This is a genomic window from Nocardia vermiculata NBRC 100427, from assembly GCF_001613265.1.
GTDB lineage: Bacteria > Actinomycetota > Actinomycetes > Mycobacteriales > Mycobacteriaceae > Nocardia > Nocardia vermiculata.
In genome coordinates this window covers 550,365-567,151 of record NZ_BDCA01000001.1, presented here as the reverse complement: position 1 = coordinate 567,151, position 16,787 = coordinate 550,365, and the positions used below count along the sequence as shown (strand labels likewise).

The following is a 16,787-nucleotide window of genomic DNA, read 5'->3' as shown; positions in this document are numbered from 1 at the left end:
GCCCGGGAGCCCTGCCGACCGGACTCATCTCAGTTACCGACCTCGACCGAGGTCAGAACATCGCCGACCAGGCCCGCGGCCAGAGTGTTTCCCCCTGCGGGATCGATCAGCAGGAAGCTGCCGGTGTACCGGTTCACTCGGTAGTCGTCGGCGGATATCGGTTCCGCTGCTCGTACCGATATCCGCCCGATATCGTTGAGAGACAACGATTCCGGATCCGGATCGGCGGACAGGCGCTGCTCGTCGAATCGTTCGATCAGACCGCCCACGATCGCCTGGGTGGTGCGGGTGCCGTGCTTGAGCAGCAGCCGCGCGCCGGCCCGCAGCGGCTTGTCGCCGAGCCAGCAGACGGTCGCGTCGAAGGAGTCGATCGGCTCGGGCGCGTCGGCGGCAGCGACGATGGTGTCGCCCCGGGAGATGTCGACGTCGTCGGCGAGCAGCAGCGTCACACTGCGTCCGGGTTGTGCGGACGGCAGCTCGCCGTCGGCGGTGTCGATGCGCTCGATCGTGGTCCGGGTGCCCGAGGGCAGCACCACGACCTCGTCGCCCGGGTGCGCCACACCCGCCGCGACCTGGCCGGCGTAGCCGCGGTAATCCGGATAATCGGCGGTGCGGGGACGGATCACGTACTGCACCGGGAAGCGCAGGCCCACCTGGTGGCTGCCGGTGCTGTCGGCATCCACGGGCACCGATTCCAGGTGCTCGATCAAGGAGGGGCCGTCGTAGAACGGGGTGTTGTCCGAACGGGAGGCGATATTGTCGCCGTGCAGCGCGGACACCGGAATCTCGACGACATCCTCGTCGGCCCAGCCGAGTTTCGTGGTCAGCTCGCCGAATTCGCTCACGATCTGCTTGAACACCACCTCGGCGTCGTCGACCAGATCGATCTTGTTGACCGCGAGAACCAGTTTCGGCACCCCCAGCAATGCCATCACCGCCGCATGTCGGCGGGTCTGCTCGATCACACCTTTTCGCGCGTCGACCAGCAGGATCACCAGCTGTGCGGTGGAGGCGCCGGAGACCGTGTTGCGGGTGTACTGCACATGACCCGGCGTATCGGCCAGCACGAAGGAACGCTGCGGAGTGGCGAAGTAGCGGTAGGCGACATCGATGGTGATGCCCTGTTCGCGTTCGGCCCGCAGCCCGTCGACGAGCAGCGACAGATCCGGTGTGGCCAGACCCTTGTCGACCGAGGCGCGGGTCACCGCGTCGATCTGGTCGGCGAGCACCGATTTCGTGTCGTAGAGCAGCCGCCCGACCAGGGTGGACTTGCCGTCGTCGACACTGCCGGCGGTGGCCAGCCTCAGTAGGTCGCTCATCAGAAGTAGCCCTCTCGCTTGCGATCTTCCATGGCGGCCTCGGATACGCGATCGTCGCCGCGAGTGGCGCCTCGTTCGGTGAGTCGCGACGCGGCCACCTCGGCGAGGATGTCGGCGTTGGTCGCGGCGTCGGAAAGTATTGCGCCGGTGGTGGACCCGTCGCCGACGGTGCGATACCGCACCGACTTCACGACCAGCTCCTCGTCCTCGCGCGGACCGCCCCAGGATCCCGGCGTCATCCACATGCCGTCGCGCTGGTACACGGGGCGCTCGTGCGCGTAGTAGATGGTCGCCAGGTCGACGTTCTCCCGCGCGATGTAGCGCCAGATGTCGAGCTCGGTCCAGTTGCTGAGCGGGAATACGCGCACATGCTCGCCCGGGGAGTGCCGGCCGTTGTACAGGTTCCACAGCTCCGGACGCTGCCGCTTGGGGTCCCAACGGCCGAACGCGTCACGCAGCGAGAAGATCCGCTCCTTGGCGCGCGAGCGCTCCTCGTCGCGGCGGCCACCGCCGAAGACCGCGTCGAAACGGTTCTCGGTGATGGCGTCCAGCAGCGGCACCGTCTGCAACGGATTGCGAATCCCGTCCGGGCGTTCGGTGAGCCGGCCGTCGGCGAGGTACTCCTCGACACTGGCGACATGCAGGCGCAGCCCGTACTTCTCGACCACATGGTCGCGGAAGGCCAGTACTTCGTCGAGGTTGTGACCGGTGTCCACGTGCAGCAGCGAGAACGGCAGCGGCGCGGGCCAGAAGGCCTTGAGCGCCAGATGCAGCAGGACAGTGGAGTCCTTACCACCGGAGAACAGGATCACCGGCCGCTCGAACTCGCCCGCCACCTCACGGAAGATGTGGATGGCTTCGCTCTCCAAGGCGGCAAGGGTGTCGAATTGTGTGTCTGTCACCGTTGAAGTCATGAGGCGTGCAACCCGCATTCGGTCTTGGCGAGGCCGGCCCAGCGGCCGCTTCGCGGATCGGATCCCGGTTCCGGCTTCCGCGTGCACGGAGCGCAACCGATGGACGGATAACCCTCTTCCACGAGGGGATTGACGAGAATGCCGTGCTGGTCGATGTAGGCGGCCATCTCGTCGTCGGACCAGGCGGCGATCGGGTTGATCTTCACCAGGCCGAAGCCCTCGTCGAAGGAGATCAGGGGAGCGCCTGCCCGGGTAGGCGCCTCTACTCGCCGGATACCGGTGACCCAGGCGTTGTAGGGGGCCAGCGAATGCTTCAGCGGTACCACCTTGCGCAGCCGGCAGCATTCGGCCGCATCCCGCGCGAACAGGTCCTTACCGAGCAGCTCGTCCTGTTGCGCCACGGTGTGTTCGGGCTCGACGTTGACGATGTTCACGCCGTACACGGTCTCGACCGCGTCGCGGGTACCGATCGTCTCGGCGAAGTGGTAGCCGGTGTCCAGAAAAAGGACATCGACGCCGGGCCGGACCTGAGCGGCCAGCTGAACCAGCACCGCATCCTGCATGTTCGAGGCGACGATGTAGTTGGTGCCGAAGGTGTCCTCGGTCCATTGCAGCAGGTCGGTCGCCGATGCGTCCGGACCCAGTTGCGCGGCACCGTCTTCGGCGATCGTACGCAACTCGGCTTCGCCGAGCTTGTCCACAGTGGTTGCCATATCGATTCTCCCGTTACCGCAGGTCTTCTTCGTCGGCGCGAACGACCCACTCCGCGAACCGTTCACCCTCGTTACGGTTCTTGACGAAGTTGCGTACGACCCGCTCGATGTACTCGCCCATTTCGACGCTGGTGACCTTGTGCTGGCGCAGTTTGCGTCCGAAGGCGGCGTTGAAGCCGAGAGCGCCGCCCAGGTGAACCTGGAAGCCCTCCACCTGATTCCCGTCGCCGTCGTCGACCAGCTGCCCCTTGAAGCCGATATCGGCGATCTGCGACCGTGCGCAGGAGTTGGGGCAGCCGTTGATGTTGATGGTGATCGGCACGTCGAGCTGAGCGTTGATATCGGCCAGCCGCTCGTCGAGGTCCGGAATGAGATCCTGCGAGCGCTTACGGGTTTCGACGAACGACAGCTTGCAGAACTCGATGCCGGTGCACGCCACCAGATTCCGCCGCCACACCGACGGGCGCGCCTGCAGGCCCAGCGGTTCCAGCTCCGCGATGAGGTCTTCGACCTTGTCGTCGGCGATGTCGAGCACGATCAGCTTCTGATACGGGGTGGTGCGGATACGGTCGGTGCCGAACCTCTCCATCGCCTCGGCGACCTTCGTCAGCACGGTGCCGGAGACGCGTCCGGCGATGGGGGAGAAGCCCACCGCGTTGAGGCCGTTGCGTAGCTTCTGCACGCCCACGTGGTCGATGATCCGGGTGGGCGCTTCGGGTGCGGGGCCGTCGATCAACTTGCGCTTCAAGTACTCGTCTTCGAGAACTTCGCGGAATTTCTCGACGCCCCAATCCTTGATGAGGAACTTCAGCCGAGCCTTACTGCGCAGGCGACGGTAACCGTAGTCACGGAAGATCGAGACGATGCCTTCCCAGACATCGGGCACCTCGTCGAGCGGGATCCACGCGCCGGTCCGCTGCCCGAGCATCGGATTGGTGGAAAGACCGCCACCGACCCACAGATCCAGGCCCGGGCCGTGCTCGGGATGTTCGACGCCGATGAAGGCGACGTCGTTGACTTCGTGAACCACGTCCTGCTGACCGGAGATCGCAGTCTTGAATTTGCGAGGCAGGTTCGAATAGTTCTTGTCACCGATGTAGCGGCGGTTGATCTCCTCGATCGCCCAGGTGGGGTCGAGCACCTCGGTCAGGGATTCGCCGGCCAGCGGGGAGCCGATCACCACACGCGGGCAGTCGCCGCAGGCCTGGGTGGTCTCGAGCCCCACCTCTTCCAGCCGCCGCCAGATTTCGGGAACGTTCTCGATTTCGATCCAGTGGTACTGGAGGTTCTCGCGGTCCGACAGATCCGCCGTGTCGCGCGCGAACTCGGTCGAGATGCCGCCGAGGGTGCGCAACTGTTCGCGATTGAGCGCGCCGCCGTCGCAGCGCACCCGCATCATGAAGTAGCTCGCCTCGAGCATGTCCAGGTTCTCGTCACCGGTGAAGGTGCCGTCGTAGCCCTGTTCACGCTGGGTGTAGAGGCCCCACCAGCGCATGCGGCCGCGGAGGTCGGCCTTGTCGATGGAATCGAATCCACCCTTGGCGTAGATGTTTTCGATGCGAGCACGGACGTTGAGCGGGTGGTCGTCCTTTTTGCTCTGTTCGTTCGCGTTGAGTGGTTCGCGGTATCCGAGCGCCCACTGGCCCTCGGATTTCTTGCGGCGAACCGGTCCGGTGCGTTCCCGCGTACCGGCCTGGGCGCGGGGACGATCGCCGCGCGCCCCGCGCTCGGGGCGCGGAGATTCGGGCGTGGTCGGACCGGCGTCGGTACTCGACGTCATAGGGTCGCTCCTGAAGAAGATGGATCAGCCTTGCGGCAGGCGGGAGGGGCTGGCTCGCGCCTTCGGTATTCAGCGAATCGAACCGAACGGCATCGTCGACGACGCCGGAACCGGGATGAGGGGAGGCCGAGCTAGCTGAGTTTCCGGAGGCTTTCCGGCAGACAGCTGGCGCTGCAGACGCGCTTGAAGTCGACATGGCGACGCGCCACGAGTCGTACTCCAAGTCCGGTCATGCAAGTTATTGTGCCATGTCAGGTGGGTGATCCGAACCGATGGGCGCAATTCTCCGGAAAAAACCGGGAAATTACCTGGACGGGCGTCCTGATTTGTGAAATGCGTCATAGGCGCTCGGCCCCGGTCGCGCACGCCGGATTTTCGAGGCATCTGTCCGCCACCGGGCGGGTCGTCGCAGTGGTGGCGTAGGGTTCGAATCGACCCGAGGAGATCCATGTCGCAGGAACGCCGCGTCACACTTGTCCACGAGCAGGGCGAGTTCGCCGAAACTCGCGCCGCCGAGAAGGCCGAAACCGAGCGCCGCAACGCATTGGCGGTGAGGACCGTTGCCGGGCATTCGATCGACGCGGCCGACTGCACCGCATTGCTGCAGATGCTGGGCCTGGACGCCGAATCCGGGCAGCACTCCGAGGCTGCACCGGCCGGTCCGGTACTCGCCGCGGACTGACCGGCTCGGGGGCGGTGTCCACAATGTCGCCGGGGTGTGGCGGCAGTCACCGGCCTACGGCAGGCACACTGGTGGGGTGACCGCTTTCGCTCCCGAATCCATCGCCACGCCGGTGCTGCGTGATTTCGGCGGCGGTCCGTTCGGGATCTATGTGCACGTGCCGTTCTGTGCGACGCGTTGCGGCTACTGCGACTTCAACACCTATACGGCCGGGGAACTGGGCACCTCAGCGTCACCGCAATCGTGGCTGGAGGCATTGCGCGGCGAATTGTGTTCCGCTGCAACAGCCTTCGCTGACCTGCCCAGTGCCGTGCCGCCGGTGTCCACGATTTTCGTCGGTGGCGGCACCCCCTCGCTCCTGGGCGGTGACGGCCTGGCCGAGGTACTCGACGCCGTGCGTGCGAACTTCACCCTCGCCGCCGATGCCGAGGTGACCACGGAGTCGAATCCCGAGTCCACCGACCTGCCGTTCTTCGAACGGTTGCGCGCCGCCGGCTACACCCGTATCTCGCTGGGAATGCAATCGGCGGCCACCCACGTGCTGCGCATTCTCGATCGCACGCACACTCCCGGCCGTGCCGTCGCTGCTGCCGGGGAAGCTCGTGCCGCCGGTTTCGACCACGTCAATCTGGACCTGATCTACGGCACACCGGGCGAATCGGACGCCGACCTGGACGCGAGCCTCGATGCCGTCCTGTCCGCGGGAGTCGACCATGTCTCGGCGTATTCGTTGATCGTCGAGGACGGCACCGCCATGGCCCGCAAGGTGCGCCGCGGCGAACTCCCCGCCCCCGACGAGGACGTTCTCGCCGCGCGCTACGAACGCATCGATACGCGCCTGTCCGCGGCCGGGCTCACCTGGTACGAGGTCTCCAACTGGGCCGCAACCGATTCCGCGCGCTGCCGGCACAACATCGGCTATTGGGACGGCGGCGACTGGCTCGGTGCCGGCCCCGGCGCCCACAGTCACCTGGGCGGTGTGCGCTGGTGGAATGTGAAGCATCCGGGCCGGTATGCGGAGCGGGTCGCCCAGGGCGGACTCCCGGTCGCCGGATGGGAGGCCCTCACCGCCGAGGAGTGCTACACCGAGCGGGTCATGCTCGGGGTGCGGTTGCGCAGCGGGTTGCCGCTCGAGGCGTTGGATGCCGAGGGGCGCGCGGCATCCGAGGAAGTGGTTGCCGACGGGCTCGCCGACATTCACGACGGACTGCTGATTCTCACCGACCGCGGCCGGCTGCTCGCCGACGGCGTAGTGCGGTCCCTACTCGTCTGAGCTGCTCGCCGCCGTACGGAGTTCCGGTATTTCCGCTCCGTACAGGTGCAGTGTGACGTCACATACACGCGCCGCGATGCACAGGAACTAAACTGGATTCGGATCAACCGGAATCCGTGTGGTTGTTGCTGCCCGTATGCAGCTGTGCGGACCCGAAGGCGAGCAAGGAGGTGGGGCCGATGTCGAGCACCGAGCAACGGCGGCTCGAGGTCCTGCGTGCGATCGTCGCCGACTACATCGCGACCAAGGAGCCGATCGGGTCGAAAACGCTGGTCGACAAGCACAACTTGGGTGTGTCCAGTGCGACGGTGCGTAACGATATGGCGGTGCTGGAGGCAGAGGGCTATATTGCCCAGCCGCACACCAGCTCCGGGCGTATTCCCACCGACAAGGGGTACCGGCAGTTCGTCGACAACATCGCCGAGGTGAAGCCGCTGTCGAATGCGGAACGGCGCGCGATCATGGAATTCCTCGAAAGCGGTGTCGATCTCGACGATGTGTTGCGCCGCGGAGTCCGGTTACTGGCCCAGCTGACCAGGCAGGTCGCCATGGTGCAGTACCCGACGGTGTCGGCGTCCACGGTGCGGCATCTGGAAGTGGTGGCCCTCACTCCGGCCCGGTTGCTGCTCGTGGTGATCACCGATACCGGGCGGGTCGATCAGCGGCTGGTCGATCTGGGCGATGTGCTCGACGACGACGACCTCGCCGCGCTGCGCGGCATGCTGGGCAAGGCGATGGACGGTAAACGTCTGGCCGCGGCCTCCGCGGCGGTTGCCGCGCTTCCCGAGAATGCCCCGGTCCGCTTGCGTGATGTGCTGGTCCGGGTGTCGACGGTGCTGGTGGAGACCCTCGTCGAGCACCCCGAGGAGCGGCTGGTGCTGGGCGGAACCGCGAACCTCACCCGCAACGTCGGTGATTTCGGCTTCCCCGGTTCGCTGCGCGCGGTGCTCGAGGCGCTCGAAGAGCAGGTGGTGGTGTTGAAGCTACTGGCCGCCTCACAGCAGACCGGCACGGTGACGGTGCAGATCGGCGAGGAGACCATGGTCGAGCAGATGCGGGGGACCGCCGTCGTGTCCACCGGGTACGGTATGCCGGGTACCGTGCTGGGAGGTATGGGGGTCGTCGGACCCACCAGAATGGACTACCCCGGCACGATCGCCTCGGTGGCCGCGGTCGCCCGCTACATCGGCGAGGTGCTCTCGGAACGATGAGCACGCACGGCAATGCTGAACCAAAACATTCGGAACAGGACTAGAGACTCAAGTGGCACGGGACTACTACGGAATCCTCGGCGTCGGGCGTAACGCCTCCGACCAGGAGATCAAACGCGCCTACCGGAAATTGGCCCGGGAACTGCACCCCGACGTCAACCCCGATCAGGAGGCACAGGAGCGGTTCCGCGAGGTGTCCACCGCCTACGAGGTGCTCACCGACGCCGAGAAGCGACGCATCGTCGACATGGGCGGCGACCCCATGGAGTCGGCCGGTGCCGGCGGCGGATTCTCCGGTGCCGGTTTCGGTGGTCTGGGCGATGTGTTCGAGGCCTTCTTCGGCGGCATGAACGGCGGCGGTGGCGGCGCGCGCAAGCCACGCGGACGGGTGCAGCCGGGCGCGGATTCGCTGCTGCGCACCCGGCTTTCCCTGGCCGAATGTGCCGTGGGCGTGACCAAACATCTCACCGTCGACACCGCGGTGCTGTGCGACCTGTGTCAGGGCGCGGGCACCAACGGCAAATCCAAGCCGGTGCGCTGTGAGACCTGTGGTGGTGCCGGTGAGGTACAGACAGTGCAGCGGTCGTTCCTCGGTCAGGTGATGACCTCGCGGCCGTGCCCGACCTGTCGCGGTGCCGGTGAGACGATCCCCGATCCGTGCCGCAAATGTGGTGGCGACGGCCGGGTGCGGTCCCGCCGTGAGATCGCCGCTCCGATTCCGGCCGGTGTGGCGGGCGGTATGCGGGTGCGGCTGGCCGCCCAGGGGGAGATCGGTCCCGGTGGCGGTCCGGCCGGTGACCTGTACGTCGAGATCGTCGAACAGCCGCACGACACCTTCGTCCGCGACGGTGACGATCTGCACTGCACGATCCGGGTCCCGATGGTCGATGCCGCACTCGGTACCACGGTCGTCATCGACACTATTCTCGACGGCCCGACCGAGCTGAGCATTCCGGCCGGCACCCAGCCCGGCGAGGTCTCGGTGCTGCGTGCACACGGGATGCCGAAGCTGCGCTCCAGTTCGCGCGGTGATCTGGTGGCGCATCTGGATATCGTGGTCCCGTCGAAGCTGGACGGTAAGCAGGCCGATCTGCTGCGCAAGTATCAGTCGACGCGCGGTAACGAGCACACCGAGGTGCTGTCGGCGCAATCCGAGCACAACAGTGGACTGTTCGCCCGGTTGCGGGCCTCGTTCAGCGGTCGCTGACCGGATCGTAGCGCTGTGGCAGCAACGGTTTTCTACCTCGAGGAGATACCGCCTGCCGGTGCGGTCGCGGTACTCGACGGAGCCGAAGGGCGTCATGCAGCCACCGTGCGGCGGATTCGGGTCGGCGAGCAGATCACGCTGTCCGACGGTGCCGGCCTGCTCGCCACCTCCGAAGTCGTTGCCACCGGTCGGGATCGGCTGGAGCTGAAGGTCCTCGATCGTGCCGTCACCGCACCGGTGCATCCCCCGGTGACGGTGGTACAGGCATTGCCGAAATCGGACCGCTCCGAGCTCGCGGTCGAGCTGATGACCGAGGCAGGCGCGGACACGATCGTGCCGTGGCAGGCATCCCGTTGTGTCGCGAACTGGGAGGCCAAGGCGCGCAAGGGCGTCGACAAGTGGCGTGCGGCTGCCCGCGCGGCGGCACGGCAGTCCCGGCGCGCCTACATCCCCGAGGTGACCGAGCTGTCCAGCACCGTCGATGTGCTGGAACTGGTTCGCGATACCGTCGCTGCCGGTGGTCTGGTCATCGCACTGCACGAATCGGCCACGGGGCGGTTCGCCGACCTCCCGTTCCCCGCCTCCGCGCCGATTGTGCTGGTGGTGGGCCCCGAAGGGGGGCTGGACGATTCGGAGCTGGCCGCGCTCACCGAGGCGGGTGCGGACGTCGCGCTGCTGGGACCCACCGTGCTGCGCACCTCGACCGCGGCGGCTGTCGCGCTGGGAGCGCTGGGGCCCCTCACCTCACGGTGGTGACGGAACGGACCGCATGACGCCGAGTCGCACCGTCAGGGCGGCCGCGACGGCAACGAGGACGCCCACGTAGGCCACCACACCCACCCAGCCGTGCCAGCTGTAGGCCAGCCCCGCCAGCGCGCCGACGATGGAACTGCCCAGGTAATAGGCGAACAGGTACAGCGAGGACGCGGCGGCCCGATTGCCCTGCGCGGTGGCGCCGACCCAGGCGCTGGCCACCGAATGCACTCCGAAGAATCCCGCGGTGAACAGCAGCAGTCCGATCAGCAGGATCACCAGGTTGTCGGGGATGGTGAGCGCGAGCCCGGCGCCCATGGTCACCACGGAGGTCGCCACCACGGGTAACCGGCCCAGCCGGTCGGCCAGGCGGCCGGCGACGGTGGAGGACACGGTGCCCGACAGATACATCAGGAATACAGCCCCCGCGGTGGCGGCGGACAACTCGAACGGTGCGTGGACGAGCCGGTAGCCGAGGAAGTTGTAGACCGACACGAACCCGCCCATCAACAGGAAAGCCAGCCCGAACAGCGGTAGGAGCGAGCGGTTGCGCAGTTGGTCGGCGAGGTCGCGGGCCAGCGCACGCACGCCCAGCGGTTGCGGGACGAAGTTCCGCGACGGCGGCAGCATCCGCACGAACCACAGCGTGCATGCGGCGGCGCCGACAGCGAATATCCCCGCACCCCACCGCCAGGTCGCGAAATCGAGGGTGAAGGCCGGGATCAACCGGCCCGCGAGTCCGCCGATGGTGGTGCCGGAAACGTACACGCCCATCGCGGCGCCCAATCCGGCCGAACCGATCTCCTCGGCCAGATAGGCCATCGCCACCGCGGGGACGCCGGCCACCGCGATTCCCTCGATCGCCCGCCCGATCAGCAGCACCTCGAGATTCGGGCTGAACGGCAGCAACAATCCGATGATGCTGGTCACCACCGCGGATACGACCATCACCCGGGTCCGGCCGAAGCGGCCCGACAGCACGCTCACCGGGACGATCGCCACCGCCAGCATGCCCGTGGTGAGTGAGACCGCGAGGGCGGCCTGTGCGGGTGTGGCGTCGAAGGCGGCCGACAGGCTCGGGAGCAGGGCCTGGGCGCTGTACATGGAACCGAAGGTGGTGAGCCCGGCCGCGAACAGGGCCAGTGTGATGCGCCGCTCGCGCCGCGAGTCGACGGTCGACGTGGCGGGCGCGGTGGTCACGGCGGTGCTCATGATGTCCACAGTGGTCCGCCGCTGCTAGGAAAGGAAATGCATAATGATCTTATAGTTGATGCCCAAATTGCATTAGCCGAGCTGAGTGTGGGGAGGTTGCCGTTGGCGAGTGACGATTTGCACTGGTTTCTGACACTGGCCGAGCTCGAGCGGGTCGGTGCGGCGGCGGACCGGCTGCATCTGGCCCAGCCGACGCTGTCGCGGATGCTTGCCCGGCTCGAACAACGACTCGGCACCCGGCTGTTCGATCGGCACGGAAAGCGGCTGACGCTCAACGAATCCGGGCGTATCTTCTACGAACATGCGCGCCGCGCCCAGGCCGAGCTGGATGCCGCGACCCGCGCGCTGGCGGAGCTGGAGAATCCGGCCCGGGGTGTGGTGCGGCTGGCATTCGTACACTCCTTCGGCGGGCGCGTGGTTCCGGAACTGATCGCCGGATTCCATCGGGTATCGGGGCGGATCACGTTCCGGCTCGATCAGGGACCCGCCAATGTGGTGGCCGCCGAGGTACTCGACGGAACCGCCGATCTGGGCCTCACCTCGCCACGGCCGGTGCTGCCCGGGCTGGGCTGGCGGACGTTGTTCCGGCAGCGCCTCGCGTTGGGGGTGCCGGTCGATCACCGGTTGGCGGGCCGGCGGCAGATCCGGCTGGCCGATGCCGCGGAGGCCGGATTCATTGCGATGCCGACGGGTTTCGGTATGCGTCGGATACTCGACGAACTCTGTGCCGCAGCCGATTTCCGTCCTCGCATCGTCATGGAATCGAGCGATCTGGTGACCGTCTCGGGCCTGGTCGCGGCGGGCCTGGGGGTGGCGTTGCTGCCGTGGGAGGAGCCTGCGGTGCGCGGGCCGCAGCCCGGGCCCGCGCTGGTCCCGCTGTCGGACCCCGGTGCGGCCCGCGCGGTGGGCCTGATCTGGTCGGCGGATGTGGTGCCGGGGGAGGCAGTGCGCACCTTCCGTGACTTCGCGGTGGAGTGGGCCCGGCGGTCGGGTCGCTGAGCAGGGGCCCGGAGCGAAATCGGTGGGCGCTGTCGGTGCCGCGCGATAGACTTTGTACACAGCAGAGCACACTCTCGAGACCGGAAAGCAGGCCATAGCTCCTTTTGCGAACAACAGGTGATATCGGCGACCCGACAACCCCCACGGCCGGCAGTGGCATCGGAGCCGGCGGCAACGGCTCGGGGCCCGCGGCTCGCACGGTGCGTTCCAGCATCGAGCTCGCCCCGGAATCCGTCTTCGGCTTCCTCGGTTCCGCCGACGCGAACCTGCGTGAACTCGAAGGTCTGCTCGACGCCGACATCCACGTCCGCGGAAATTCGGTCACCCTCACCGGTAAGGCCGCCGACGTAGCGCTGGCCGAGCGCGTGGTCGAGCAGCTGGTGACGCTGACCGCGCACAACCGGATGGTCACGCCGGAGGCGGTGCGGCACACGGTGGCCATGCTCACCGAGGGATCCTCGGAGTCACCGGCCGAGGTATTGAGCCTGGACATCATCGCCCGGCGTGGTAAGACCATCCGTCCCAAGACCCTGAATCAGAAGCGCTATGTCGACGCCATCGACGAGCACACCATCGTTTTCGGAATCGGCCCCGCGGGTACCGGCAAGACCTATCTGGCGGTCGCGAAGGCGGTGCAGGCGCTGCAGAGCAAGCAGGTCAGCCGCATCATCCTCACGCGCCCGGCGGTGGAGGCGGGCGAGAGCCTCGGTTTCCTTCCGGGCACGCTGAACGAGAAGATCGATCCGTATCTGCGCCCGCTCTACGACGCGCTGCACGACATGATGGACCCGGAGGCGATTCCGAAGCTGATGGCCTCGGGGGTCATCGAGGTCGCCCCGCTGGCGTATATGCGCGGGCGCAGCCTCAACGATTCGTTCATCATTCTGGACGAGGCGCAGAACACCACGCCGCAGCAGATGAAGATGTTCCTGACCCGGCTCGGTTTCGGCTCGAAGATCGTGGTCACCGGCGATGTGACCCAGGTGGATCTGCCGGGCGGTACCAAGTCCGGTTTGCGGGTGGTCAGCGATATCCTCACCGATATCGACGACATCCACTTCTCCGAACTCACCTCCAGCGATGTGGTGCGCCACCGGCTGGTGTCGGAGATCGTGGATGCCTACGACCGCTACGAGTCCGACGCCCTGCCCCAGGTGCCCCGTCATTTCCCCGGGAACCGGGCACAGCGGCGGGCGGCGGACCGCGCCGCACGCCGCTGAGTCGGCGATGACATACCGCACCCGGGTGCGGCACGCGGGTGCGCGGGCGCTCGTTGCCGTCCGTACCACCGCCATTAGGCTTGTGGGGTGAGTATCGAGATCGCCAACGAATCGGGCATGGACGTAGCCGAACCGGATCTGGTGAGCGTCGCCCGGTTCGCGATCGGGAAGATGGATGTCCATCCCGCGGCCGAGCTGTCGATGGTGCTCGTGGATCTCGACACCATGGCCGACCTGCATATGCGGTGGATGGACCTGCCCGGTCCGACCGACGTGATGTCGTTCCCGATGGACGAACTGGAACCCGGCGGCCGTCCCGACGGCGCGGAGCCGGGACCGTCGATGCTGGGCGATATCGTGCTGTGCCCGGAGTTCGCCGCCGCCCAGGCCACCAAGGCCGGCCACAGCCTCGACCACGAACTGGCGCTGCTCACCGTGCACGGTGTGCTGCATCTGCTCGGCTACGACCATGCCGAGCCGGAAGAGGAGAAGGTGATGTTCGGCCTGCAGAACCGCCTGCTCGCCGAATGGTACGAGAGCCTGCGCGAGGCCGCCCGCCGAGCCGAACAAGCCGAACGAGACCGCCGCCTGCTGGGAAAGACCGGCTTCACCGCCCCAGGCGACCCCCTGGACCCGGCATGAACGGTCAGGCGCGGAGGCGGCAGCGCAGCGTTACCACGGAGCGCTCCGTTCATGCCGTCGGTGTGCGCAGCATGAACGGTCAGGCGCGGAGGCGGCAGCGCAGCGTTACCACGGAGCGCTCCGTTCATGCCGTTGATGTGCGCAGCATGAACGGTCAGGCGCGGAGGCGGGGTCTTTCGGCTGTCCTCGAGGGCGGAGCGTGAGTCCTCTGATTCCGCTGCTGCTGGCGATATTGCTGGTTCCGGTCGGCGGTGTCTTCGCTGCCATCGATTCGGCGTTGATGACGGTCTCGCCGGCTCGGGTCGAGGATCTGGTGCGCGCCGATCGCCCCGGTGCGCGGCGGCTGGTCCGGCTCGCGGCAGATCGGCCACGGTATGTGAACCTGATGGTGCTGTTGCGCCTGACCTGTGAGATCGCTGCGACGGTGCTGCTGGTGGCCGCGCTCAGTGAGGTGTTGAGCTGGGGCTGGGCACTGGCGGTGACCGCGGTGGTGATGGTCGTGGTCGATTATGTCGTCATCGGTGTCGGACCGCGCACGCTGGGGCGTCAGCACGCCTATTCGATTTCGCTGGCCGCGGCGCTGCCGGTGCAGGCGATCGGAACGCTGCTGGGCCCGGTGAGCCGGCTGCTGATCATGATCGGCAACGCGATCACCCCGGGGCGCGGATTTCGCAACGGTCCCTTCGCTTCCGAGGTGGAACTGCGCGAACTGGTTGATATGGCGCAGCAGAGCGGCGTGGTCGATTCCGAGGAGCGCCGGATGATCCAGTCGGTGTTCGAGCTGGGCGACACCGTGGCGCGCGCGGTGATGGTGCCGCGCACCGAGATGGTGTGGATCGAGGCCGACAAGACTGTGGCGCAGGCGATGTCGCTGGCGGTGCGGTCCGGTCACTCACGTATTCCGGTGATCGGCGAGAACGTCGACGATGTTCTCGGTGTGGTGTACCTGAAGGATCTGGTGCCGTATTCCGATCGTGGGCGTGCGGTGCAGGTGCGTACGGCGATGCGCTCGGCGGTGTTCGTTCCCGATTCCAAACCGCTCGACGCGCTGCTCGACGAGATGCAGCGCCGCCGCAACCATATGGCGCTGCTGGTCGACGAATACGGCGGTATCGCGGGCCTGGTCACTATCGAGGATGTGCTCGAGGAGATCGTCGGCGAGATCGCCGACGAGTACGACACCGATGAGATCGCCCCGGTCGAAGAACTCGACGACGGCGGGTACCGGGTGTCGACGCGGCTGCCGGTCGAGGACCTGGGCGAGTTGTTCGGCCTGGATATCGAGGAGGAGGACGTCGACACGGTCGGCGGTCTGCTCGCACACGTGCTGGGCCGGGTGCCGCTACCCGGAGCCGAGGTCGATGTGCACGGGCTGCGCCTGCGGGCCGAGGGCGGCGCGGACACGCGCGGACGGATGCGGGTGCACACGGTGGTAGCACATCGGATCGCCGCGCCGGACGAGGAGCCGGAAGCGGCGGCCGGCGAGCGCCGGGCGCGGGGCGAGACTTCGAAGGACGAGAACGGAGATGGTGATGACCGGACGTGATACCGCCGAGCTGGAGGCCGAGGACGGCAAGCTGCTGGTGCTGGCGCGCGGGGCCATGGGCCGCACCGGCGGCGCGGCGGGCGCGGCGATCCGCGATTCCGACGGCCGCACGTATGCGGCCGGTGTGGTCGAGTTGAACGCCTTGTCGCTGTCGGCGCTGCAGGCCGCGGTCGCGGCTGCCATCTCCAGTGGCGCTGTGGGTTTCGAGGCTGCGGTGCTGGTCGGTGGTGTGGATTCCGATCCGGGTGTGGCCGCGGTGCGCGAGGTGAGTGCGTCGGCGACGGTGATCCTCACCGATCGCAAGGGGCAAGAATTCCGGTTGGTGGAGGCCGCCTGATGAGTGGGATACAACAGCCCGGCGCCGGCGAGTTCCGTTCCGGTTTCGTGTGCTTCGTGGGCCGGCCGAATACCGGGAAGTCGACGCTGACCAATGCGATGGTCGGTTCGAAGATCGCCATCACGTCCTCGCGCCCGCAGACGACCCGGCACACCATCCGTGGCATTGTGCATCGCGAGCATGCTCAGCTGATCCTGGTGGACACTCCCGGCTTGCATCGGCCGCGCACTCTGCTGGGGCAGCGGCTCAACGATCTGGTGCGTGACACCTATTCCGAGGTCGATGTGATCGCGCTGTGCATTCCGGCCGACGAGAAGATCGGCCCCGGTGACCGCTGGATCGTGCAGCAGGTCCGGCAGATGGCGCCGAAGACGACGGTGATCGGCGTGGTCACCAAGATCGACAAGGTGGACAAGCCACAGATCGCGGCCCAGTTGCTTGCGGTATCGCAGCTGCTGGGGCCCGAGGCCGAGGTGGTTCCGGTGTCGGCGGCCAAGGGCGAGCAGGTCGAGGTGCTCGTCGATGTGATCGCCGCGAAGATGCCCGAGGGCCCGGCGTTCTATCCCGACGGGGATCTCACCGACGAGCCAGAGGAAACCCTCATGGCCGAGCTGATCCGCGAGGCCGCGCTGGAGGGGGTGCGCGATGAGCTGCCGCATTCGCTGGCGGTGGTCATCGAGGAGATCCTGCCGCGCGAAGAGCACGAGGACATGCTCGATGTGCATGCGCTGCTGTATGTGGAGCGGCCGAGTCAGAAGGCGATCGTCATCGGCAAGCGCGGCGCCCGGCTCAAGGAGGTCGGTACGGCGGCGCGCAAGCAGATCGAACATATTCTCGGCACCCGGATCTATCTGCACCTTCATGTGAAGGTGGCCAAGGACTGGCAGCGCGATCCGAAACAGCTGCGCAAACTCGGTTTCTGATCCGTCCCGCTCGGCCCCGTAGTCGAATTGTGATGTGCTTTTCCGGCGTTTCCGCA

At 67.0% G+C, this 16,787-nt stretch carries 17 protein-coding genes; 11 read left to right on the top strand and 6 right to left on the bottom strand.

Annotated elements, in window-relative coordinates:
- Nucleotides 1-29: 29 nt before the first annotated feature.
- The 5 genes from NV2_RS02675 to NV2_RS32920 form a co-directional block, all read right to left on the bottom strand.
- Nucleotides 30-1,319 (bottom strand): sulfate adenylyltransferase subunit 1, encoded by a 1,290-nt coding sequence (locus NV2_RS02675; RefSeq protein ID WP_067868514.1) that lies wholly within the window; start codon nt 1,317-1,319, stop codon nt 30-32.
- A complete protein-coding gene (gene cysD, locus NV2_RS02670) occupies nt 1,319-2,251 on the bottom strand; it encodes a sulfate adenylyltransferase subunit CysD (RefSeq protein WP_157102709.1) in 933 nt (310 codons plus the stop codon). Before cysD ends, NV2_RS02675 begins: the two co-directional genes overlap by 1 nt.
- On the bottom strand, nt 2,230-2,946 hold the full coding sequence (locus NV2_RS02665) for a phosphoadenylyl-sulfate reductase (RefSeq protein WP_067868507.1): 717 nt from the start codon (nt 2,944-2,946) through the stop codon (nt 2,230-2,232). The genes cysD and NV2_RS02665 overlap by 22 nt, the downstream gene beginning before the upstream one ends.
- 13 nt (nt 2,947-2,959) lie before the next feature.
- Nucleotides 2,960-4,726, bottom strand: coding sequence for a nitrite/sulfite reductase (locus NV2_RS02660; RefSeq protein ID WP_067868504.1), 1,767 nt, complete (start codon nt 4,724-4,726; stop codon nt 2,960-2,962).
- Between the two features lie 131 nt (nt 4,727-4,857).
- Nucleotides 4,858-4,959: an Ms4527A family Cys-rich leader peptide gene (locus NV2_RS32920; protein WP_373863525.1), complete on the bottom strand. Its 102-nt coding sequence runs from the start codon at nt 4,957-4,959 to the stop codon at nt 4,858-4,860.
- Between the two features lie 215 nt (nt 4,960-5,174).
- Between NV2_RS32920 and NV2_RS02655 the strand changes: the two genes are divergently transcribed.
- The 5 genes from NV2_RS02655 (at nt 5,175) to NV2_RS02635 (ending at nt 9,855) form a co-directional block, all read left to right on the top strand.
- Nucleotides 5,175-5,408 carry a hypothetical protein gene (locus NV2_RS02655; RefSeq protein WP_067868502.1) on the top strand — a complete coding sequence of 78 codons (234 nt, stop codon included), beginning with the start codon at nt 5,175-5,177 and terminating at the stop codon, nt 5,406-5,408.
- 76 nt (nt 5,409-5,484) lie between these two features.
- Nucleotides 5,485-6,681 (top strand): radical SAM family heme chaperone HemW, encoded by a 1,197-nt coding sequence (gene hemW, locus NV2_RS02650; RefSeq protein ID WP_067868499.1) that lies wholly within the window; start codon nt 5,485-5,487, stop codon nt 6,679-6,681.
- 179 nt (nt 6,682-6,860) lie between these two features.
- A complete protein-coding gene (hrcA, locus tag NV2_RS02645; RefSeq protein ID WP_067869285.1) occupies nt 6,861-7,892 on the top strand; it encodes a heat-inducible transcriptional repressor HrcA in 1,032 nt (343 codons plus the stop codon).
- 52 nt (nt 7,893-7,944) lie between these two features.
- A complete protein-coding gene (gene dnaJ / locus NV2_RS02640) occupies nt 7,945-9,099 on the top strand; it encodes a molecular chaperone DnaJ (protein WP_067868496.1) in 1,155 nt (384 codons plus the stop codon).
- A 15-nt stretch (nt 9,100-9,114) separates the two neighbouring features.
- On the top strand, nt 9,115-9,855 hold the full coding sequence (locus NV2_RS02635; protein WP_067868494.1) for a 16S rRNA (uracil(1498)-N(3))-methyltransferase: 741 nt from the start codon (nt 9,115-9,117) through the stop codon (nt 9,853-9,855).
- Here NV2_RS02635 and NV2_RS02630 read toward each other — a convergent pair.
- Nucleotides 9,844-11,064 carry an MFS transporter gene (locus tag NV2_RS02630; RefSeq protein ID WP_157102708.1) on the bottom strand — a complete coding sequence of 407 codons (1,221 nt, stop codon included), beginning with the start codon at nt 11,062-11,064 and terminating at the stop codon, nt 9,844-9,846. The genes NV2_RS02635 and NV2_RS02630 overlap by 12 nt on opposite strands.
- A 102-nt stretch (nt 11,065-11,166) precedes the next feature.
- Here NV2_RS02630 and NV2_RS02625 point away from each other — a divergent pair, with 102 nt between their 5' ends.
- From NV2_RS02625 to era, 6 genes are all read left to right on the top strand, one after another.
- A complete protein-coding gene (locus NV2_RS02625; protein ID WP_067868488.1) occupies nt 11,167-12,063 on the top strand; it encodes a LysR family transcriptional regulator in 897 nt (298 codons plus the stop codon).
- Between the two features lie 158 nt (nt 12,064-12,221).
- Nucleotides 12,222-13,283 carry a PhoH family protein gene (locus tag NV2_RS02620; protein WP_067869282.1) on the top strand — a complete coding sequence of 354 codons (1,062 nt, stop codon included), beginning with the start codon at nt 12,222-12,224 and terminating at the stop codon, nt 13,281-13,283.
- Nucleotides 13,284-13,370: 87 nt separating this feature from the next.
- The gene (gene ybeY / locus NV2_RS02615; RefSeq protein ID WP_067868485.1) at nt 13,371-13,925 is read left to right on the top strand and encodes an rRNA maturation RNase YbeY; all 555 of its coding nucleotides are present in this window, start codon (nt 13,371-13,373) and stop codon (nt 13,923-13,925) included.
- Between the two features lie 199 nt (nt 13,926-14,124).
- Complete coding sequence (locus NV2_RS02610) at nt 14,125-15,471, top strand: hemolysin family protein (protein ID WP_067868483.1); 1,347 nt, start codon at nt 14,125-14,127, stop codon at nt 15,469-15,471.
- A complete protein-coding gene (locus tag NV2_RS02605) occupies nt 15,458-15,808 on the top strand; it encodes a cytidine deaminase-like protein (protein WP_067869279.1) in 351 nt (116 codons plus the stop codon). Before NV2_RS02610 ends, NV2_RS02605 begins: the two co-directional genes overlap by 14 nt.
- Nucleotides 15,808-16,731, top strand: coding sequence for a GTPase Era (gene era / locus NV2_RS02600; protein ID WP_067868480.1), 924 nt, complete (start codon nt 15,808-15,810; stop codon nt 16,729-16,731). Before NV2_RS02605 ends, era begins: the two co-directional genes overlap by 1 nt.
- Nucleotides 16,732-16,787: the final 56 nt, after the last annotated feature.